16 protein-coding genes are annotated in these 20,436 nt (G+C 75.7%); 11 read left to right on the top strand and 5 right to left on the bottom strand.

The annotated features are described in order from the left end of the window. The first annotated feature begins 287 nt into the window (after positions 1 to 287). The 9 genes from ACFRMQ_RS19980 to ACFRMQ_RS19940 all read left to right on the top strand — a co-directional run bounded on the left by ACFRMQ_RS19980 (position 288) and on the right by ACFRMQ_RS19940 (position 11,215). Positions 288 to 1,787, top strand: coding sequence for a hypothetical protein (locus ACFRMQ_RS19980; protein WP_380731817.1), 1,500 nt, complete (start codon positions 288 to 290; stop codon positions 1,785 to 1,787). Continuing rightward, entirely contained in the window at positions 1,777 to 3,420 is a 1,644-nt protein-coding gene (locus tag ACFRMQ_RS19975) for a CpaF family protein (RefSeq protein ID WP_380731816.1), read from the top strand. Before ACFRMQ_RS19980 ends, ACFRMQ_RS19975 begins: the two co-directional genes overlap by 11 nt. Beyond that, positions 3,420 to 4,385: a type II secretion system F family protein gene (locus tag ACFRMQ_RS19970; protein WP_380731814.1), complete on the top strand. Its 966-nt coding sequence runs from the start codon at positions 3,420 to 3,422 to the stop codon at positions 4,383 to 4,385. Before ACFRMQ_RS19975 ends, ACFRMQ_RS19970 begins: the two co-directional genes overlap by 1 nt. Then, complete coding sequence (locus tag ACFRMQ_RS19965; protein WP_380731813.1) at positions 4,382 to 5,260, top strand: hypothetical protein; 879 nt, start codon at positions 4,382 to 4,384, stop codon at positions 5,258 to 5,260. Before ACFRMQ_RS19970 ends, ACFRMQ_RS19965 begins: the two co-directional genes overlap by 4 nt. A gap of 102 nt (positions 5,261 to 5,362) precedes the next feature. After that, positions 5,363 to 5,665: a hypothetical protein gene (locus tag ACFRMQ_RS19960; RefSeq protein WP_380731812.1), complete on the top strand. Its 303-nt coding sequence runs from the start codon at positions 5,363 to 5,365 to the stop codon at positions 5,663 to 5,665. Positions 5,666 to 5,703: 38 nt separating this feature from the next. Beyond that, positions 5,704 to 6,078, top strand: a complete 375-nt coding sequence (locus ACFRMQ_RS19955; RefSeq protein ID WP_380731811.1) for a TadE/TadG family type IV pilus assembly protein — start codon at positions 5,704 to 5,706, stop codon at positions 6,076 to 6,078. A gap of 53 nt (positions 6,079 to 6,131) precedes the next feature. Beyond that, on the top strand, positions 6,132 to 6,602 hold the full coding sequence (locus tag ACFRMQ_RS19950) for a TadE/TadG family type IV pilus assembly protein (RefSeq protein WP_380731810.1): 471 nt from the start codon (positions 6,132 to 6,134) through the stop codon (positions 6,600 to 6,602). Between the two features lie 159 nt (positions 6,603 to 6,761). Continuing rightward, on the top strand, positions 6,762 to 7,211 hold the full coding sequence (locus ACFRMQ_RS19945) for a hypothetical protein (RefSeq protein ID WP_380731809.1): 450 nt from the start codon (positions 6,762 to 6,764) through the stop codon (positions 7,209 to 7,211). Next, entirely contained in the window at positions 7,211 to 11,215 is a 4,005-nt protein-coding gene (locus tag ACFRMQ_RS19940; protein ID WP_380731808.1) for a LysM peptidoglycan-binding domain-containing protein, read from the top strand. The genes ACFRMQ_RS19945 and ACFRMQ_RS19940 overlap by 1 nt, the downstream gene beginning before the upstream one ends. Positions 11,216 to 11,298: 83 nt before the next feature. On the opposite strand, the gene ACFRMQ_RS19935 is transcribed toward ACFRMQ_RS19940, so the two are convergent. Next, a complete protein-coding gene (locus ACFRMQ_RS19935; RefSeq protein ID WP_380731807.1) occupies positions 11,299 to 11,865 on the bottom strand; it encodes a hypothetical protein in 567 nt (188 codons plus the stop codon). A 492-nt stretch (positions 11,866 to 12,357) separates the two neighbouring features. On the opposite strand from ACFRMQ_RS19935, the gene ACFRMQ_RS19930 reads away from it, so the two are divergent. Next, positions 12,358 to 14,397: a hypothetical protein gene (locus ACFRMQ_RS19930; RefSeq protein WP_380731805.1), complete on the top strand. Its 2,040-nt coding sequence runs from the start codon at positions 12,358 to 12,360 to the stop codon at positions 14,395 to 14,397. A gap of 140 nt (positions 14,398 to 14,537) precedes the next feature. On the opposite strand, the gene ACFRMQ_RS19925 is transcribed toward ACFRMQ_RS19930, so the two are convergent. From ACFRMQ_RS19925 to ACFRMQ_RS19910, 4 genes are all read right to left on the bottom strand, one after another. Continuing rightward, a complete protein-coding gene (locus ACFRMQ_RS19925; protein WP_380731803.1) occupies positions 14,538 to 15,908 on the bottom strand; it encodes a S8 family serine peptidase in 1,371 nt (456 codons plus the stop codon). Between the two features lie 208 nt (positions 15,909 to 16,116). Continuing rightward, complete coding sequence (gene fabG / locus ACFRMQ_RS19920; protein ID WP_380731802.1) at positions 16,117 to 16,875, bottom strand: 3-oxoacyl-ACP reductase FabG; 759 nt, start codon at positions 16,873 to 16,875, stop codon at positions 16,117 to 16,119. Positions 16,876 to 16,948: 73 nt separating this feature from the next. Next, positions 16,949 to 18,148 carry a thiolase family protein gene (locus tag ACFRMQ_RS19915; RefSeq protein WP_380731801.1) on the bottom strand — a complete coding sequence of 400 codons (1,200 nt, stop codon included), beginning with the start codon at positions 18,146 to 18,148 and terminating at the stop codon, positions 16,949 to 16,951. A gap of 127 nt (positions 18,149 to 18,275) precedes the next feature. Beyond that, entirely contained in the window at positions 18,276 to 19,439 is a 1,164-nt protein-coding gene (locus ACFRMQ_RS19910) for an acyl-CoA dehydrogenase family protein (RefSeq protein WP_380731800.1), read from the bottom strand. Between the two features lie 171 nt (positions 19,440 to 19,610). On the opposite strand from ACFRMQ_RS19910, the gene ACFRMQ_RS19905 reads away from it, so the two are divergent. Continuing rightward, positions 19,611 to 20,360 carry a TetR/AcrR family transcriptional regulator gene (locus ACFRMQ_RS19905; RefSeq protein WP_380731799.1) on the top strand — a complete coding sequence of 250 codons (750 nt, stop codon included), beginning with the start codon at positions 19,611 to 19,613 and terminating at the stop codon, positions 20,358 to 20,360. The last annotated feature ends 76 nt before the right edge of the window (positions 20,361 to 20,436 follow it).

Here is a 20,436-nt window from a genome sequence, read left to right as displayed (position 1 = left end):
AGGTGCCATGTCGACCTCTGGCACTGGGAGTTGCCCCACCAGCCTCCACCGGACCCAGCCGTGGAATCATCGGGCCGCCGGACACATGCGGGAACTCTCCGAGGGGCGGCGGGCGGCGCCGGCGGTGCCGAGCCGAGCCCGGCGCAGGGCGGCGCGCCCACGGCCGCCGCCCCCACGCGGGGGGCCGCCACGCCCGGGGCCACCGGATCGGGGGCCGCCACACCGGGTGCCTCGGCTTCCGGCGCCGGGAGCGCGTCAGGGGCCCCGGCCACGACGGGCGGCGCCTGATGGCGGTGATCGCGGTGGTCGGCGGCCCGGGCGCTCCGGGGGCCACCACCACCGCGCTGGCGATGCTGCTGGCCTGGCCGCTGCCGCCCGGCCGGCGGATGCTGCTGGTCGAGGCCGACCCGGACGGCGGCGCGGTGCTCGCCGGCGCCTTGGAGGGCCGGGTCGAGGCCGTGTACGGGCTGCGCAACCTGGCCGTCGCCGACCGGCGCGGGCTGCTCGCCCAGGCCATCTGGGAGCAGCTGATCGACCTCTCGCCCGAGGGCAACGCCGACCGGCTGCTGCTGCCCGGGCTGACCGACCCCGTCCAGGCACCCGGCCTCGCCTACACCTGGGAGCCGCTCTCCGAACTGCTGCACGGCGTGGAGCGGCAGGGCTACGACGTCATCGTGGACCTCGGCCGCTCCGGCGCCACCGGCCACAGCGCGGTGCTCGCCCGCCGCGCGGACGTGGTGGCGGCGACGGTGCGCACCACGCTGCGCGGGCTGAGTTCGGCCCGGCCCCGGCTCGCCGCCCTGGCCGAGGACCTGGCCTCGGCCGGCACCGGGGCGGACGCGCTCGGGCTGCTGTTGGTCTCGGAGGGGCCGTACTCGCGGGCGGAGGTGTCCCGCGAGCTCGGGCTGCCCGTCCTCGGGGTGCTGCCGCACGCCGCCCGGACGGCGAGGGTGCTCTCCGACGGCGGGGACACCGCCGACCGCCGGTTCATCCGCTCGGAGCTGATGCGCACGGCGCGGTCGGCGGCGGACGAGGTGCAGCTGCTGGTGCGCCGCCGGCGCCAGCGGCTCGCGCCGGGCGCGGCGCCCGCCCAGCTGACGGCGGGCCGCCCGATGGTGGCTCCGGGCGCGGTCGCCGCCCCCGCGGCGCCGGTCCCGCCCGCTCCGCCGATACCGGCCCGGCCCGTGCCGTCGGCGCCGCAGCCGTCGATGCCCATGCCTTCCTCCGGAGCCCCGTCCGCGCCTTCGCCCGTGCCGGGCCCGGTTTCCGTGCCGGGCCCGTACGGGCAGCCGGGGTACGGACAGGGCGGCCACGCTCAGGGCGCCCACCCCCAGACCCCGTACGCGCAGACCCCGTACGCGCAGGACCCGTACGCGCGGGACCCGTACGGCCAGGCCCCGTCCGGACCGGGCGGGCCCGGATCGGCGTCGCACGGCCGGCCGGTGTACGGCCAGTCGGTGCCCGGCCGTCCGGCGCACGCCCGTCCTGCGCACGCCCGTCCGGCACCCGGCCCGGCCGGCTACGGGACGGCGGCCGAGAGCGAGCAGCCCTCCTACGCCCCGCCGCAGCCCGTCCCCCCGGTGATCACCACCGGCCCGGTGGCGCCGCTGGCCGGGCTGGCGCCGCAGCCGGCCGCGCCGGCGCCGTTCCCGGCGCACGTCCAGTCCGCGCCGAACGGCGAGGCGGACGACCAGTACCCGCTCCAGCAGCCGATCGTGACGAACCGTCAGGACGATCCGAGCGGGCCGTACCCGCACAACCCCGGGGAGGTGCTCCGTGCGCGGTAGCCCCCTGCACCAGCGTCCGTCCTCCGACCCGGCCGGGCTGCCCTGGGCCGCACCGGCGCCCGCGGCCGCTCCCGCGCCGACGCCCGGACCGGTCGCCCCGCCGTACGGGTACCGGCCCGGCCCGGTCGCGCCCCAGCCGGCCGCGGCCCAGCCCACCGCCCCCCGGCCCGTGCCGCCCGGCGCGGCCGGGCCCACCGCCGTGCCGTCCCAGCTGCCCTCGCTGGACCTGCGCGGCGCCGCCACCCGCCCGGCCGTCGACCCGCAGGTCGCCCGGGAACTCAAGCGCCAGGTCGCGGCCGAACTGCACCAGCAGATCATCCGGCTGACGACCGCCTCCGGCTCCGAGCCGGACCGCGCCACCCGCCGCCAGCGCGGGCGGGCGCTGATCGAGGAGGCCGTCGCCCGCTGGTCCGACGCCTACGCGCAGACCCACGGCATCCCGCCCACCCGGGAGCAGGACCGCACCCTCGCCGAGGCCGTCTTCGACCTGCTCTTCCGGGCCGGCCGGCTCCAGCCCTACCTGGACGACCCGGAGATCGAGAACATCCTGATCAACGGCTGTGACGACGTCTGGGTCTCCAAGGTGCACCAACCCCTGCGCCAGGTACCGCCGGTGGCCGACAGCGACGCCGAACTCATCGAGCTGCTCCAGGACCTGGCCCGCCAGCACGGTGGCGGCGAGCGCAGCCTGTCCACCGCCAGCCCCACCCTCGCGCTGCGCCTGGAGGGAGGCATGCGCCTCCAGGCGCTCACCGAGGTGACACCCCGCCCTTACGTGGCGATCCGGCGCCACCGGGTGGCCTCCGCGACGCTGCCCGAGATGGTCGAACTCGGCACCCTGGACCCCACCTTGGCGTCCTTCCTGGCCTGCGCGATCCGGGCCCGGAAGAACGTGATGGTCACCGGTACCCAGGGCGTCGGCAAGACCAGCCTGCTGCGCGCCATGGCCGCCGAGATCCCGCCGGACGAGCGGATCGGCACCCTGGAGTCGGAGTTCGAGCTCTGGCTGCACACCCTCGGCCACCTGCGCCAGGTCGTCCCCATGGAGGCCCGCGAGGGCAACGGCGAACGCGTCGAGGGGCGCCTGGCCGGGGAGCTGACCCTCGGCGACCTCATCCCGGCCGCGCTGCGCATGACGCTCTCCCGGATCATCGTCGGGGAGGTCCGCTCCGGCGAGGTCGTCCCGATGCTGCGGGTGATGACCAACGGCGAGGGCGGCTCGATGTGCACCCTGCACGCCCGTGGCCCGCACATGGTCGTCGACCGCATCGCCGAACTCTGCCTGGAGTACGGCTCGCACATGACCGATTCACTCGCCTACCGGCTCACCGCCAACGCCCTGGACCTCATCGTGCACGTCACCATGGTCGACGAGACCGCCGTCGGCGGCCGCCGGCACCGCTTCGTGTCCCACGTCCTGGAGGTCACCGGCCTCGGGGAGAGCGGCCGGCCCGCGCTGAACACCGTCTTCGGCCCCCGGCCGGACCTCGGCGAGCCGCGGGCCGTCCCGCACACCCCGCCGCAGTGCCTGGACGACCTGCGCCGGGCCGGCTTCGACGCCTCGCTGCTCGGCTCCCGGTACGGGAGTTGGGCCGCCCCGCTGCAGCTGCGGATCGGCGGTGGCACGCGGTGATGCTGCTCTTCGCCCTGTGCGGGCTGGCGATCGCGGGCGGCCTGGTCGCCCTGGTGGTCTGGGGCCGCGGCAGCGAGCCCGAGGACGAGGACGGGGCCGAGCGCGCGGAGAACCCGCTCGCCGGCCGCGTCCACGTGTTCTGGTACGGCGCCCCGGGGACGGTCACCCCCCGGATGGCGCGGCTGCGCCGGGTCCAACTGCTGCTCGCGCTCGCCGGCGCGCCGCTGGCCTGGCTGTTCACCGGCATTCCGCTGACCGCGCTGCTGGTGCCGCTGGCCGTCTTCGGCCTGCCCTGGCTGTTCGACACCACCCGCCCGGACACCCGCCGGATCGAGCGGCTGGAGGCGCTGTCCGAGTGGACCCAGCGGATCGCCGACGTGCTGCTGCTCGGTGTCGGCCTCAACCAGGCCATCGTCACCAGCCGTCGTACCGCCCCGGTCGCCCTGGAGGACGAGGTCGGCGAACTGGCCGCCCGGCTGCAGGCCCGCTGGCGGCCCGAGGAAGCGCTGCGCGCCTTCGCCGACAGCCTCGCCGACGCCACCGCCGACAAGGTGCTCGCCGCGCTCGTGCTGCGGGCCGGCGACAGCGGACCCGGACTGGCCCGCACGCTCTCCGACATGGCCGACTCGGTGCGCGAGGAGGTCCGCCAGCGCCGCGCCATCGAGGCCGACCGGGCCAAGCACCGGACCACCATCCGCTGGCTGGTCGGCATCATCGTGCTGGTCGTCACGGTCGGCTCGTTCAACACCGAGTACACCCGGCCGTACGGGACCATCCTCGGCCAGCTGGTCCTCGCCGTGGTCGCCGCCCTGTTCGTGGCGATCATCGCCTGGATGCGGGCACTGGCCTCCCACCCGCCGGTGCCCCGGCTGCTGACGCCGGACCGGCGCAGCAGGAGCGGACGGCGCTCCACCGCGCCGGAGTCCGCGCCGGAGCCCGTCGAGCAGTTCGGGGAGGTCCGGTGATCTCCCCCTGGTCCGTGCTGGCCGGTGCCGTCGCGGCCGGTGGGGTCGCCGTGCTCGTCGCCGAACTGCGGCCGGCGCCACCGGACCTGAGCCAGGCGCTGGACCGGCTGCACGCCACCCCCGCCGACCGCGAACAGGACCCGGACGAGCGGCCGCGCTGGTACGACCGGATCGGCGAGCGGTCGGTGCGGCTGCGCGGGGTCTCGATCCCGCGCCGCGAACTCTCCCTGGTCGGCCGCACCCCGGCCCGGTTCATGGTGCACAAGCTGCTGTTCGCCACGCTCGGCCTGATGCTGCCCGCCTACCTGGGCGCGATGGCCGTGCTGATGGACATCGGCCTGCCGTTCGCGCTGCCGCTGGTCGTCGGACCGCTGCTGGCCGGTCTGCTCTGGTTCGTCCCCGACGCCATCGTGCGCGGCGAGGCCAAGGAGGCGCGCACCGAGTACCTGCACGGCATCGCCGCCTACCTGGAACTCGTCGCGATGGAGCGGGCCGCGGACTGCGGACCCGCCGAGGCGCTGCGCCGGGCCGCCGCGGTCGGGCAGGGCGCGGTGTTCCGCCGGATCCGCGACGCCCTGGAGCGCGCGGCCACCGACCGGCTCCCGCCCTGGGCCGGACTCGACGCGCTGGCCGAGGAGTTGGGTTTCAGCCCGCTCCAGGATCTGGCCGACATCATGCGGCTGTCCGGCACCGACGGCGCGGCCGTGTACGACACCCTGCGGGCCCGTGCCAAGGGCCTGCGCGGGGAACTGCTCGCCGAGGACCTCGCCCGCGCGAACGCCGACAGCGAGCGGATGGTCGCTCCCGGGGCCGCCCTGACCCTGCTGATGACCGTCCTGATCGTCTTCCCGGCGCTGCACCAGATGCTCAACTGACCACCGTCCAGTCCTCGTCCGGCCCCCGTCCAGCCCCTCCGTCCGTTCAGAGCAGCCGGCACCACCCACCACACCACACCGTCAGATCCTCCGGAGAACCCGATGACCGTACGACTCGCCCGGCTGGCAGGCCGGCTACTGCGACCCGTCCTGCTGCCGGTCCAGTTCGCACTGCTGCTGTTCACCTTCCGGCTCGGCCGGCTGAGGGCCGCCCGCGCGCGCGGCGACCGCGGTGCGATCAGCATCGAACTCGCCCTCGCCATCATCGCGTTGGTCTTCGTCGCGGGCGCCGTGGCGGCCGCGCTCTACCTGCTGAAGGACAAGGTCGTCGACAAGGTCAAGCAGGACCCGAACCTGCCGGGCGGTGTCGGGGCCGCGGGCGGCGCGGGCGGCGCCACCCGGTGATGCGTCCCGCTCTCCGTCGCGGTGGCGACCGGGGGTCGATGAGCCTGAGCCTCGCCATCGTCTTCCCGGTCGTCCTGCTGCTCCTGCTGCTCGTCGTCCAGGCCGCGCTGTGGTGGTACGACCGGCAGGTCGCGCTCACCGCCGCCCGCGAGGGCGTGGACGCCGGACGGATGCAGGGGAGCGCGACGGACGGCGAGAAGAACGAGGCCGCCCAGCGGCAGGCCCGCGACTTCCTCGACCGGCAGGGCGTGCGCGAGTACACGGTGGGGACCGAGGGGAGCACGGCGCAGACCGTCCGGGTCACCGTAAGGCTGACCCCGCCGCTGCTGCTGCCCGGGCTCAAGGCGCCGGCCATCACCCAGTTCGCCGAGGCGCCGCGCGAGCGCTTCGTCCCGCCGGCGGTGAAGCCGTGAGGCGCGCGCCGCGGACACCGGGTCGGTGGCGGCGGTCGACCGGGTGGGGCCGGGTGGACCGGCGGGGCCCGCTGAAGCGACGGGGCCTGCTGAACCGGCTCGACCGGCCGGACCGGGGCGGGATCGCGATCGAGGCGGCCATCGTCGTTCCGGGAGTGGTCGGGCTCGTCCTGGTGGCCATCGCCGCCGGGCGGGTGCAGACCGCGGCCGGCACCGTGGAGGCCGCCGCCCGGGCCGGCGCCCGGACCGCCTCCCTCCAGCGCGGCGCGGCCGGGGTGGAGCAGCCGGCCAGGGACTCCGCCCTCGCGACGCTGCGCCAGCAGGGCGTGGCCTGTCGCGACGGCGACGTCCGGGTCGGCACGGGGCAGCTGGCCCTGCCCGGCGGACCGGTCACCACCGTCACGGTCACCGTGGTCTGTGACGTGGAACTGGCCGACCTGCTCGGCGGACCGTCCGGCGTACCCGTGACGAAGCACCTCGTCGGCGAGTTCACCTCGGTGGTGGACCGCTACCGGGGCACCTGACGGCGTGCGGCGCCGGCACCCGCGCGACGGGGGATTGGAGAGGGCCCGAGTGGGGAAACGCAAGCGGAGAGCGCTCGGGGGATGACACAGCGGTACCGAGTGGCGCCCGGTGGGGGCCGGTGGGGAGAGCGGCGTGCGGAGTGGGGGGAGGGAACGGGGATGGTGAGCGGCCTGCGGCGACGGCTGTCGGCGCGCCGGTCCGACCGGGGCGCGGTGGCCCTCTTCGTGGCGATCTGCGCGGCCTACGTCGTGCTCGTCATCGCCCTGGTGATCGACGCCGGAGGCCGGCTGCGGATCGCCGAGCGGACCGACGCCTACGCCCTGGAGGCCGCGCGGGTGGGCGGCCAGCAGCTCGACCAGGCCGCGGTCCTGCAGGGCCAGGGCTTCAAGGTCCAGGAGAAGTACGTCCGGGACGCCGCCGACGCCTACCTGGGCCTGTACGGCCTGCGGGCCGGCGGCATCGAGTTCTCCGGTGACGGAAGGGTCGTCACCGTCACCGTGCAGGCCGACTACCGTCCGGTCCTGCTGGGCGCCCTCGGGGAACGGAAGGTAACGGGCAAGGGCAGTGCGACCCTCGTCCACGGAGTCAAGAAAGCGGAGACCGACTGATGGCCGCGCCACGTGCCAAGGACCAGGCCCGACCCGCCCAGGCCCGTACCGGCCGGACCGGGAGCTCCCACCGAGCCGGCGGCGCGCGGGGGCCCGCCGCTCCGGCGCCCCGACCACCGCGCGGGCGCGGCCGGGCCGTGATCACCGCGCTCGGCGCGCTGGTCACCCTGCTCGCCCTGCTGGTCGGCGTCCCCGCGCTGCTGCTGTACGGCACCGACGCGGTCGCCGGGATGGGCGGCGTCGCCTCGGGCGGGGTGGGCGAGGCGCTCACCGGCTCGGACGACGGAAGCCTGTTCCTGTGGGCGCTGGTGGTGGTGGGATGGCTCGCCTGGGCCTGCTTCGCGCTCTCCGTCCTGCTGGAGATCCCCGCCCAGCTGCGCGGCCGGATCGCCCGTCGCATCCCGGCCTTCGGCTGGAGCCAGCGGCTCGCCGCCGGGCTGGTCGGCTCGGTGCTCGCGCTGCTGCCGGTGGCCGGCTCGGCCTTCGCGGCCGTTCCCGAACTGAACCACGGCCCGGCCGCCCAGGCGCAGGTGACGCCGGGCGTGCAGCGGGCCGCGCTGCCCTCGGCGCAGGCCGCGCCGGCCCTCACCCCGGCCGCCGAGCAGCAGAGCACGTACACGGTGCGGGACGCCCGCCCGGCCGACAGCCTGTGGTCCATCGCCGAGCGCCAACTCGGCTCGGGCGAACGCTGGGTGGAGATCGCCAAGCTCAACGACGGCCGGGTGATGGGTGATTCGGGCGTCCGCTTCGACGCCGACCGGCCGATCCAGCCCGGCTGGGAGCTGCTGATGCCGGCGGACGCCAAGCCGGACGAGGCGAAGGCGCCCGTGCCCGCCCCTCCGGGCGACGTCGCGCCGGGTGCGCCGCAGGGTGCGCCGCAGAACGTTCCGCAGTCCGGCGCGGAGGCCGGGCCCGGTGGCGCGGCCGGCTCCGGCGCGCAGCGGGCGGTCACCGTCCAGGCCGGGGACAGCCTGTCGTCCATCGCCCAGCGGGAGCTGGGGGACGGCGAACAGTGGCCGAAGCTGTTCGAGGCGAACAAGGGGGCGCAGGCTCCCGACGGGGAGCGGCTGACGAACCCGGACGTGGTGGTGCCCGGCATGGTGCTCACGGTGCCGGGGGCGGCTGCCGCCACTCCGGCCGCCGGCGACCAGGCCCCGGCCGGGCAGGCTCCCGCCCCGGCCCCGGCCGACCAGGCACCCGCCCCGGCCCAGCCCCAGCCTCCGGCGGCGGGCTCCCCCGCCTCGGGCGCCCCGCAGTCGGCCCCGGCGCCCACGCACGCGCCGACCAAGGCGCCGGCCCCCGCCGCGCACGCCGACCCGGCCGCCGGCGGTGACTACACCGTCGCCATCACGGCCTCCACCGTCGGCGTCCTGCTCGCCGCCGTCATGGTCGGCACCGTCGCCCACAAGCGCGGCACCCAGCAGCGGGCCCGCCGCCCCCGGCACCGCATCGCGATGCCCGGCGCCGAGGCCGCCGCCTTCGAGAACGAGTTGATGGCCCGGCAGGACAGCGCCGGGCTGGACCTCCTGGACCGCGCCCTGCGCACCCTGGCCCGCAACACCGTGCGCGGCGGCAAGCGGCTGCCCGCCATCGTCGCCGCCCGGATCACCCAGGGCCAGACCATCGAGCTGCACCTGTCCGGCCCGGCCACACCGATCGCGCCGTTCCGCGCCGCGCACGCCGCCAACGTCTGGTGGTGCAGCGCCGACTCCGGGGACCTGCTCAGCCCCGGCCAGGCCCGGAAGACCCCCGCCCCGTACCCCGCGCTGGTCACCCTCGGCAGTTCGCCGGACGGCTCGGTGGTCCTCGCCGACCTGGAGGCCGTCCGGCTGCTCCACCTGTCCGGCCACCCGGACGACGCCCGCGACGTGCTGCGCACCCTCGCCATCGAGCTGGCCCACAGCCCGCTCGCCGACCGGCTGCACCTGCACCTGGTGGACCTCGCCGAGGAGGTGCCGATCAGCGGCCCGGCCGCCGACCGCGTGCACCGCCACGCCACCCTGGAGGCCGCGCTCGCCGCCCTCGGCCCGCGCACCGCCAAGGCCCGCGCCACCCTGGTCGCCGCCGAGGCCACCAGCCCGCGCGAGGCCCGCAGCCGGGGTCAGGCCGACGAGTCCTGGACGCCCGAGATCGTGCTCTGCGCCCACCAGCCCGGCGGGGAGATCCCGGCCGAGCTCGGGCGCCTGCTCGACGCCCGGCCGCGCACCTGCGTCGCGGTCGTCACCCGCGCCCCCGAGCGCGGCACCGGCCCGGTCGCCCGCTGGACCCTGCCGACCTCCGGCCAGGCGGCGATCCCGGGCCTGCACCTGACGGTCGAACTGCAGCGGCTCAGCGGGCAGCAGTACGATCAGGTCGCCGAACTGCTGCGGGTCGCCGACGACACCACCCAGCACCCGGCCCCGGCCTGGACCCTGGACGGGCCGGACGAGGACACCGACACCACCGAACTGCCCGCCGCGGTACCGGTGCTGGCGGGCGTCGGGGCCTCGGGCGTCGGGGTCTCGGGTGGCGGGGCGCAGGAGGGTGCGGAAACGGCCGCCGGTCCGCGGCTGCTGGCCCGGGTCATCGGCACGGGGGCCAGCCCGTTCGCGGGCACCGATCCGGTGGCGCCGGCCCCGGCTGCGGCTGCGGCCCCGGCTGCGGCGCTGGTGCCGGCGCAGGCCACTGGTCCTGGTTCCGGTTCTCTTCCCGGTCCTGTTCCGGCTCCCGTGCCGGGTGCGGGGTCGGGTACGGGCGCGACGTCGGTCCCGGCCGGTCCGGCGCGGTTCGCCGTCAACGGGCAGGGACGGCAGGCGGCCGTCGACGAGACCACCCGGGACCTGCGGCGGCCCGGCCCGCCGGAGGGCGAGGGCGGCGCGGAGCCGGGGGACGGGTCCTCGGAGTCCACGGCGACGATGGTCCTCGCGGTGCAGCCCGTCGTACCGCAACCGGCCGAGCCCGCCCCGGAAGCCGTTCCGGAACCCGCCGCCGCTGACGCCCCGGAGACGGCTGAGGCCGCCGAGGCCGCCGAGGCCGCCGAGGCCACAGAGGCGGCCGAGAGGGCCGACGCCACCGAGACCGCGGGTGCCGTCGCCACGGAGGCCCCCACGACCGCCGCCGCGCCCGGTCCCGCCGCAGTCGCGCCCGGTCCCGCCGCAGTCGCGCCCGGTCCCGCCGCCGCGCCGGTCGCCCGGACCACCCCCGGCCGCAGCGACAGCGACGACCTGCTCGCCATCCTCCGCTCCCCGGAGGCGCACGCCCCGCGCAACGCCCCCCGGATCCGCCTGCTCGGCCCGGTGGACGTCGCGGGAACCCTCGGAGCCACCACACCCGGTGCGCTGCCCAGGCTCACCGAGCTGGCCGTCTACCTGGCGCTGCGCCCCGGTTCCGACCGCCACGCCCTCGACCACGACCTGCACCCCGGAGCCGCGCACCTCGACCCGCACCCCACCGCGGCCGACGCCCAGAGCCCGCTGCCGGCCAAACTCGCCGACCTGGCGGCCTGGTTCGGCACCTCGCCCGAGGGGCGCGCCTTCCTGCCCACCGACGGCGCCGAGGGCTACTCCTTCGCCCCGGCGGTCACCTGCGACTGGGACGAGTTCCGCAGCCTCTACCGGCGCGGCATGCGCAGCACCAGCGCCACGGCCGACGCCGCCCTCGCCCACGCCCTGGCCCTGGTCCGCGGCGCGCCGTTCGCCGAGGCCCCGCCGGCCTCGTTCGGCTGGGCCGAGGCGGAGCGGCAGGACATGATCGCGGCGATCGTCGACACCGCCCACGAACTGGCCGCCCGCCGCCTGCAGTACGGTGACCACCGCAGCGCCGAGGCCGCCGTCTTCCGCGGCCTCGCCGTCGCCCCGGACGTCGAACTGCTGCACCGGGACCTGTTCTACGCGTACGCATCGGCCGGCGCCCGGGACCAACTCCTGCGCGCCGTCAACCGGTTGGACGCGCTCAGTCGCCGCACCGGCCGGGACCTCGACGCCGACACCGTCGCCCTGCTGCGGGACCTGCTCGCCGGCTCCTGACCCGGCGCGCCCACTGCCCGGTCACTCCCACGGGGGCGGCCGGGCAGCGCCGTTGACGGGCCGACCGTTCCGGCCGCGGCCGATCAGACGGCCCGCAGCCAGGCCTCCAGGACGGTGAAGTCCGCCTCGGTGAGCCCGCGTCGGGGGTCCACCCGGTGGAGCAGGGCGCGGGCGGGGGAGTGCGCGGCGACCCAGCGGCGGTCGGCCTCGGTGATCTCGTCGTCCACCCAGGCGAACGGCCGTCCGTCCGCCCACGCGACCAGCGCACGCGTCTTCCAGTGCAGACCGTTCGGCCCGTTCGGCCCGTTCGGCCCGTTCGGCCCGTCCGCGTGGTGCGTGCCGTCCATGCTGTCCGATTCCTCCACCGGCCAGTCCACGACGGGCAATCGGGGCAGGCCGAGCCAGGGCGCGAGGCAGTCGTTGGCGTCCTCCAGCCACGTCGTGGCCCACACCGGATCGCCCGGCAGCTTCAGCAGCCGCGCCCCCAACTCCGGGTCCACGCGGTCGATCAGCGGGTTCCCGCCGGGCACCGCGCCGGACGGGACGTACGGGCTGCGGAAGGTCGGATAGTCGCCCGGCGGCGGACCGCCGAAGGGGAGGAGCGGGCCGTCGACGTCGAGGAACAGCAACGGGCGCGCGGCATCGATCACGACGGCACCCTAGCGGGGACGGCGTGAGCGGTGTGGCGCGCCGATCGGCCACCCGGCCTGGAACGGGCGAGCCGGGATCTCGTAGGGTGGCGCGCACGGAGTGTGGTGGCAGGCACCACGCGGGCGAGGGCATCAGACGCCGCGGGAGCGGCGGGGCGGGGCGGTGACCAGGAGATGGCGGAGACGACAGCGGTTTCCGGAGGTCCCGACCCGGCAGCGGACGCGGGTCCCTGGGACGCCGTACCGCCGCCCCGCCTCCGGACCGAGGAGCACCCGCCCGGTCCGGCCGCACTGTACGAACCTCCGCCGCTCCCGGCCGTTCCCGATCCGATCGCTGCGCCGGCTTCGGAACCGGGTTCGGGTTCGGTCACGGCTTCGGGCCCGGCTTCGGGCCCGGGTACCGGGACGGGTGTGCAGGGGGGTGCGCAGCCGGTTGGGCAGGCGCCCGTACCGCCGCCCGTGCCCCCGACGGTGCCCCCGACCGCGCCGCCCATGCCGCCCACCGGATGGACCCTCACCGGACTGCCCGCCGTCGGGTCCGCCCCCTCGGCGACCCCGCCGTCGTTCCCGGTGCAGGGCGCGGCGCAGAGTGCGCCGCAGGGAGCCTTCGCCGTCGGTGCGGGCGGGCTCGGCGCCGCGACGCGTGGACGGATCCTGGTGATCGAGGGTGGGTACGGCAACTCCGGCCGCCGCACCTGGGGTCGCGGCGGCCCGGCCCAGGCGCCGGTGCTCTCGGCGATGCTCGCCGCCGTCTCGCCGCAGGTGCTGCTCGCCGCGGACGCGGTGGACGCCGTCCACCTCCCCGGCGCGGGAGACCCGCACACCGTCCTCGCCCACCTGCGGGCCGCCTCCCGGCACCCGGGGCCGCTGCTGGTCCACCTGGGCGGCCATGTGGTCGGCGACAAGCGGGGCGGGCAGCTCCAGTTGACCCTGCGCGACGCCAAGCAGGACGGTCTGCCCTGGCAGGCCATCGCCGCCGAGCTGAGCCACCGTCCGGCCGAGTGGCCGACCCTCGTCATCGCCGACCTGAGCGCCGATCAGAACGCCTGGCCGTACCTCCAGGGCACGGTCTCCCCGCTCAGCGAGGGCATCCCGCTGTGGGCGGTGGTCAGCCCGGACCCGGAGCAGATCGGCACCTTCACCCGTGCCCTTATCGAGGCGCTGCACGGCGGCCGACCCGGTGCGGGCGAGGTGCTCGCGCCCGAGCAACTGCGGCAGCAGGTGTACTCGGTGCTGCGGCCGGACGTGGTCATCCTGGCCACCCACGCTCCGGAGCGCCCGTTCTTCCGCAACACCGCCCGGCGGGGCGAGGGCCAGGTGGCGGAGGTGACGCCGGTCCCGGTGCCGCTGCCGTCGCGTCCGGCGGAGCCGCGGGACGCCGTCGTCGACCTGCCGGTGCCCGCACCGGCCGTGGTACCCGAACCGACCGCCCCGGTCGAGGCGTCCGGTGCGTCCGGTGCGTCCGGTGCGTCCGCCGCGGTCTCGGTGACCGGCGGAGGTCCGGTCAGCCTGGTCAAGCCTGGCGTACCGCCCACGCCGCCGCGGCCCGCCCGTCCGGTCAGCCTGCTGAAGGCGGGCGGGGAGGGCGAGGGGGGCGAGGTCGCCGCGGCGCCGGTCGTGACGCTGCGCAAGCCCGTTCCGGCCGACGCGGTACCGGCGGACACCGAGGCTCCGGTCGGTGTCACGCTGCGCAAGCCCCGGCCGGAGCCGGCGGACGACGTCACGGAACCCGAACTCCCGCAGGAGGAGGCCGTGGTGGAGGCGGCGATGGCCTCCGAGGCCGGGGTGGAGACGGCGGAGACGGCGGAGGAGCCTGCCGGGGAGGCGCCCGAGGACGAGGCCCCGGCCGAGTCGGCCCCGGCGGACGAGGTGCCGGTGCACGAGGCGCCAGTGGACGAGGTGCCCGTCGAAGTGGCGTCGGTCGACGAAACGCCCGCTGACGAAACGCCCGCTGACGAGACGCCCGCTGACGAGGTGCCGACCGACGCCGGCTCCCAGGACGACGTGCCGGCCGCCGCCCCGGTCGGGGCCCCGGCCGAAGCCCGGCCCGAGAGCCCGGCCGAGGCGACCGGCGCCGAGGCCCCCGGGACCGGGCGGCCCCGCGCGGACTACCGCGAGGTCATCGGACGGATCGTCCGCAGCGCCGACGCCGGGGACCATGGCGCGGCCACCGATCTGGCCTTCGCGCTCGAACTGGAGGCGATCGCCGAGCACGGGGCGGTGTCCGAGCCGGTGCTCCAGGTGCGGCAGGTCCGGGCGCACGTGTGCCGGCTCGCCGGTCGGCCGGCCGAGGCCGCGGACATCTACCGCGAGGTGGCGCTGACGCTGCTGCGCTCGCAGGGCCCGGACCATCCGGAGACCCAGCGGGCGGCCACCAACGCCGAGGCCTGCTGGCGCGCGGTCACCGACCGGGCGGAGGCGATCCGGATCGCCCCGGAGATCATCGAGCTGCGTGCCTACCTCCCGGGCCCCGAGGGCCGCAAGCTCCGCGCCGCGGAGCGCTATCTCGCCCAGCTGGCCGCGACCGGCTGACCGGAGACGACAGGTCGGAGGCGGCGGGCGGAGGCAACGGACAGCGGACAGATGACAGATTTCGAAATCTGTCATCTGTCATCTGTTCGCTGTCATCTGTTCGCTGTTACCCGCAACCTGCCACCGCGCGACCCACCCGCTCAGCGAGCGGCGATCGCGTGCACGAACTTGGCGGCGTCGATGGTGCCCAGGCCGCTGGCGAGGTCGTAACCCGGGGTGGCGTTGTAACCGGTGACGCCGCCCCAGCCGTTGTCGCCCTCCTTCACGTCCACGATGCCGCTCCACTGGTTCGGCAGCAGGTTCATGCCGTACATGCGCCAGTTGAGCTGGCCGAGGCGGTGGCCGGCGAGCTGGTCGGCGAGCGCGACGACGCCCGAGAACAGCGGGGTGGCCTCGCTGGTGCCGCCGGTGAGGTGCCAGCCGACCGAGGTCGGGTCGTAGGACTCGTAGGTCCAGGCGGCGCCGTCCACGGCCGCGCTCATGCTGATGTCCGGGGTGCCGCGGTGGTTGCCGGTGACGTTCGCGACGCCGGCCTGGTACCACGGGCGCTCGAAGATGCCCGAGACGCCGCCGCCGCCGGCGCCGGACTGGTCGTGCCACACCTTGTCGGGCGCGGTGCGCTTGCCGGAGTCGTCCAGGGTGAGCTGGGTGCCGCCGATGGAGGTGACCAGCGGGTCCGAGGACGGCCAGGAGTTGACCTTGTACGGGTACAGGTCGGTGCCGTTCGCCTGGGCGTCGGTGGCGCCGTTGTCGCCGGAGGCGGCGAGCACGGTCACGTTGTGGTCGGCGGCGGCTTGGAAGGCGTACCGCAGATCGGTGAGCGACGTGAAGTCGCCCTTGTCGTAGCCCGGGAAGGTGTTCTCGGTGGCGCCGAAGCTCTGCGAGATGACGTCGCCGCGGCCGGCCTTGATGAGGGCCTTCTCGGCGTCCATCATCTCGGGCAGGCCGGTGGTGCCCTCGGTCTCGGAGACACCGGTCTCGACCAGGACGATGTGCGCGTCGGGGGCGACGGCGTGGGCGTACTCGACGTCCAGGGTGGTCTCGCCGGCCCAGCCGGTGTGGTCGGGGTTCTTCGCGTCGAAGGCGGGGACGTTGCCCCACTTGACGACCTCGACGTCGGTGTCCTTGATGCCCCACTGCTTGTCGAAGACCTCCAGGTCGTGCTGGATGGTCGGGGAGCCGAAGGAGTCGACGATGACGATCGTGCGGCCCTTGCCGGTGACGCCCTCCTGGTACAGCGGGTCCAGGTTGTAGGCGGTGCGGTACTGGAGCGGCGAGTAGCAGTGGATGCCGATCTGGCTGACGCACTGGGTGGTGCTCAGCGGGGCGACGCGCGCTTGGGCGTTGTGGTGCCCGAAGGAGGCGGGGCGGACGTGCACGCCCGTCAGGTCGCGCGCGGGGGCGGCGGTCGCGGCGCCGACGGCCGGTACGGCGACGGTGCCGGCCGTGAGGGCGGTGGCCCCTACGGCGAGCAGAGCCAGGGCGCGGCGGAGGGTGGCGGGGCTGCCCATGGGACTCCTTGGGACGCAGGGCCCGACCTGGTTCGGTCGGGTGGGTCCGGCCATCCCATCGAGAGCTACATGATCATGCCATAGTCATTTGGAGGGGTCACGTGATCAAGGTCATGGTCATGCTCGGCCACGCGAAAAGGTAAAGGCCGTCCCAGGGGAAAGTAACCTCCCCTTCGGGACGGCCTGGTGACGACACGTCAGGGAACTGCTAGCGTGCCCCGCCGTTGACGTAGAGGGTCTGCCCGCTGACGTACGAGGCCTCCTCGCTGGCCAGGAAGGCGATCACCGAGGCGACGTCCTCCGGCTGGCCGACCCGGCGCAGCGGGGTCCTGGCGGCGACCTCGGCCTGGTAGTCCTCGGCGGTGCTGCCGACCCGCTCCGCGGTGGCGACGGTCATCGGGGTGGCGATGTGTCCGGGCGCGACGGCGTTGACGTTGACGTTGAACGGTCCGAGCTCGATCGCCAGGGTCGCGGTGAGGCCCTGGATGCCGGCCTTGGCCGCGGCGTAGTTGGCCTGGCCCCGGTTGCCGAGGGCGGAGCGCGAGCTGAGCGAGACGATCTTCCCGTACTTCTGCGCCACCATGTACTTCTGGGCGACGTGGCTGCAGTTGTACGCGCTGGTCAGATTGACCGTCAGTACCGCGTCCCAGTCCGACTTGGGCATCCTGAAGAACAGGTTGTCCCGGGTGATCCCGGCGTTGTTGACCAGGATGTGCACCCCGCCGAGATCCGCCACGACCTGTGCGAAGACCGCCTCCACGGCGTCGTAGTCGGTCACGTCGCAGCCGTACGCCCGGGCGGTGCCGCCCTTGGCGGTGATCTCGGCGGCCGTCCCGGCCGCGCGCTCGGCGGTGAGGTCGACCACGGCGACCGCCGCACCCTCCTCGGCCAGCCGGCGGGCGGTGGCCGCCCCGATGCCCTGCGCCGCGCCGGTCACGACGGCGACCTTCCCCGCGAACCGCGTCATGTGAACTCCTCGGAAGTCTGGATCAACAGGTGACAAGTGACAGCACGGCCGCGGCAGGCGGCGGTGATGGTGGTCAGACGTTCTCGACCAGCACGGCCGTACCCTGCCCCACGCCCACGCACATGGTGGCCAGGCCGCGCCGGGCGCCGGTACGGCGCATCCGGTGCAGCAGGGTGGTGAGGATGCGGGCGCCGGAGCCGCCCAGGGGGTGGCCGAGCGCGATCGCCCCGCCGCTGGGGTTGACCACCTCCTCGGCCCGCTCCGGGCTGAAGCCGATGCCGTCGGCGGAGGCGAGCGCCTGCGCGGCGAACGCCTCGTTCAGCTCGGCGGTGTCCAGGTCGGCGAGCGACCAGCCGGCCCGCGCGAGCACCTTCGCCGTCGCCGGGACCGGGCCGATGCCCATGACGTCCGGGTGCACCCCGGCCGAGGCGCCGGCCACGTACCGGCCGAGCGGCTGGAGCCCGAGGTCGCGCAGTGCCTCCTCGCCGACCAGGAGGAGGCCGGCCGCGCCGTCGTTCATCGGCGAGGCGTTCCCGGCGGTCACGGTGCCCCCGGGCCGGAACACCGGCTTGAGCGCGGCGAGCTTCGCCAGGCTGGTGTCCTCGCGGATGCCCTCGTCCTGGCCCACCGTCACCCCGTCCGGCCGCTCGACCGGGACCAGCTCGGCGTCGAAGTGCCCGTCCTTGCGCGCGGCGCCGGCCCGCTGGTGGCTGCGCAGCGCGAAGGCGTCCTGGCGCTCCCGGCCGATGCCGTGGCGGGCGGCCACCTCCTCGGCGGTCTCGCCCATGCTGAGCACGCCGTGCAGTTCGGCCATCCGGGGGTTGGTGAGCCGCCAGCCGAGCCGGGTGTCGAAGGTCTCCATCCGGTGCGGCAGCGCCTCGTCGGGGCGGGGGAGGACGAAGGGGGCTCGGGTCATCGACTCGCACCCGCCGGCCAGCACCACGTCCGCCTCGCCGGAGCCGATGGCCCGTGCGGCGAGGGTGACGGCCTCCAGGCCGGAGGCGCAGAGCCGGTTGACGGTGGCTCCCGGTACGGTCTCCGGCAGGCCGGCCAGCAGGACGGCCATCCGGGCGGCGTTGCGGTTGTCCTCGCCGGCCTGGTTGGCGGCGCCCCAGTAGACGTCGTCGATTCGGGCCGGGTCGAGCGCGGGCACGTCGGCGAGCACGGCGCGCAGCACGGTGGCCGAGAGGTCGTCCGGGCGGACCGTGGCGAGCGCGCCGCGCAGCCGGCCGATGGGTGTGCGGCGGGCGGCGGCGAAGTAGACGGGACGCACGTCGTCGGGCTCCTTGTCGGGTGGCGGTGGCGGTGGCGGTGGCGATGGCGGTCGGGTGGGCCCGTGGTGGGGATGGTCCGACGGTGGGGATGGTCCGGCGGTGGCGGTCGGGCGGGTGTGCGGCGGGTCAGAACGCGTTGACACCGGTGAGAGCGCGTCCGATGAGCAGCTGGTGGATCTGGCTGGTGCCCTCGTAGAGGGTCATCACCCGCGCGTCGCGCAGGTACTTGCCCACCGGGTACTCGTCGATGAACCCGTAGCCGCCGAAGACCTGGAGCGCGTTGTTGGCGGCCCGGACGGCGGCCTCGCTGGCGTACAGCTTGGCGACGGAGGACTCGGTGGCGAACGGCAGACCGCGCTCGATGTGGTCGGCGACCTTCCAGGTGAGCAGCCGGGCCGCCTCGACGTCCACGGCGATGCCTGCCAGCAGTTCCTGGACGAGCTGGTGCGAGGCGATCGGCCTGCCGAACTGCTCGCGCTCGCCCGCGTAGCGGACCGCGGCCTCCAGGCAGGCCCGGGCGATGCCGACACAGCCGGCCGCCACCGACATCCGGCCCTTGGCCAGTGCGGCCATCGCCACGCCGAACCCCCTGCCGACCTCGCCGAGCCGGGCGCTGTCGGGCACCCGGACGTCCTCGAAGGAGAGCGCGGCGGTGGCCTGGCCGCGCAGGCCGAGCTTGCCGTGGATCTCGGTGCGGGTGAAGCCGGGCAGGTCGGTGGGGACCAGGAAGGCGGTGATGCCCCGGTGGCCCCGCTGGTCGGGCGCGTCGCCGCCGGTGCGGGCGAAGACCAGGGCCACGTCGGCCCAGGTGCCGTTGGTGATGAAGGTCTTGGCGCCGCTGATCAGCCAGTCGTCGCCGTCCCGGACGGCCCGGGTGGTGAGGTTGGCGGCGTCGGAGCCGGTGCCCGGCTCGGTGAGGGCGAAGCAGGCGAGCGCCTCGCCGGAGGTGAGCCGGGGCAGCCAGTGCCGCTTCTGCTCCTCGGTGCCGAAGCCGTCGACCGACTTGCCGACCAGTCCGAGCGAGACCGAGACGATCCCGCGCACGGCCGAGTCGCCGCGCCCGAGCTCCTCCAGGACGAGGCAGTACGCGAGGTGGTCGCCACCGCTTCCGCCGTACTCCTCCGGGATGGTCAGCCCGAGGAAGCCGACCTTCGCGAGCTTGCCGATGATCGCGCGGTCGACGGACTCGGCGCGGTCCCACTCGGCGGCGTACGGCACGATCTCGCGGTCGGTGAAGGCGGCGGCGAGGTCCCGGACGGCGCTCTGCTCCTCGGACAACTCCAGGTTCACGGCGGCTCCCGAATCCGGTGTCCAGGGCCGGGGAGGGGTCCGGGCCCATTAAACTAGCGCTGCAAGTTTTATGGGGGGACTGTAGCCCGGCCGACGCCGTGCTGGGAAGGGTCACCTGCCAGAATCGGTCCCCACCGCACCCGACCGGAGGAACCGGAGGCACCCGCCGCGATGGCCCGTCCACGCACCCCGCTGCTCAGCCGCGAGCGCATCGTCGCCGCCGCACTGCGGCTGATCGACGAGGAGGGGCTGGACGCCCTGTCCACCCGCCGCCTGGCCACCGAGCTGTCGGTCAGCGGGCCCTCGCTGTACAACCACTTCGCCACCAAGGACGAGCTGCTGGACGCGGTGGTGGACAGCGTCATCGGCGAAGTCGACCTGTCGATGTTCCGGACCGCCGAGCCCGGGGCCGCGGACGCGGTGACCGCCGAGCCGGGGAGTGCCGAGCCCGGGAGCGCCGAGCCCGGGAGTGCCGAGCCGGTGACCGAGGTGCCCGGGAGCGCCCAGACCCCCTGGTCGGAGGCCCTGTGGGACTGGGCCCGCTCCTACCGCGCCGCGCTGGCCGCCCACCCCAACATCGTCCCGGTGCTCGCCCAGGGCCCGGGGCGGCGACCGAACGCGCTGCGGCTGGCCGACGCAGTCTTCGGCCATCTGGTCGAGTCGGGGTGGCCGCGCGGCCAGGCGACCCGGATCGGCGCGCTGATGCGCTACTTCGTCACCGGCTCCGCGCTCGCCTCCTTCGCGGCCGGTTTCCCGGCGGACGCCGAGGTCTACGACGCGGCCGACTACCCGCACCTCGGCGAGGCGCACCGGCTGGCCGGGCACCGGGGGACGGTGGACGAGGGCGCCTTCGAGACCGGGCTGGAGGCGCTGCTGGACGGGCTGGCCCTGCGCTTCGCCCGGCTCGTCGAACGTCCCTGACCCGGCCCCGCTGGCCGGACCCGCCGACCGGCCCCGTCGACCGGACCCACTCGACCGCCCCGCTCGGCCGGTCCCC

This window comes from Kitasatospora sp. NPDC056783 (assembly GCF_042789895.1).
Lineage (GTDB): Bacteria > Actinomycetota > Actinomycetes > Streptomycetales > Streptomycetaceae > Kitasatospora.
This window is presented reverse-complemented; position numbering and strand designations above follow the sequence as displayed.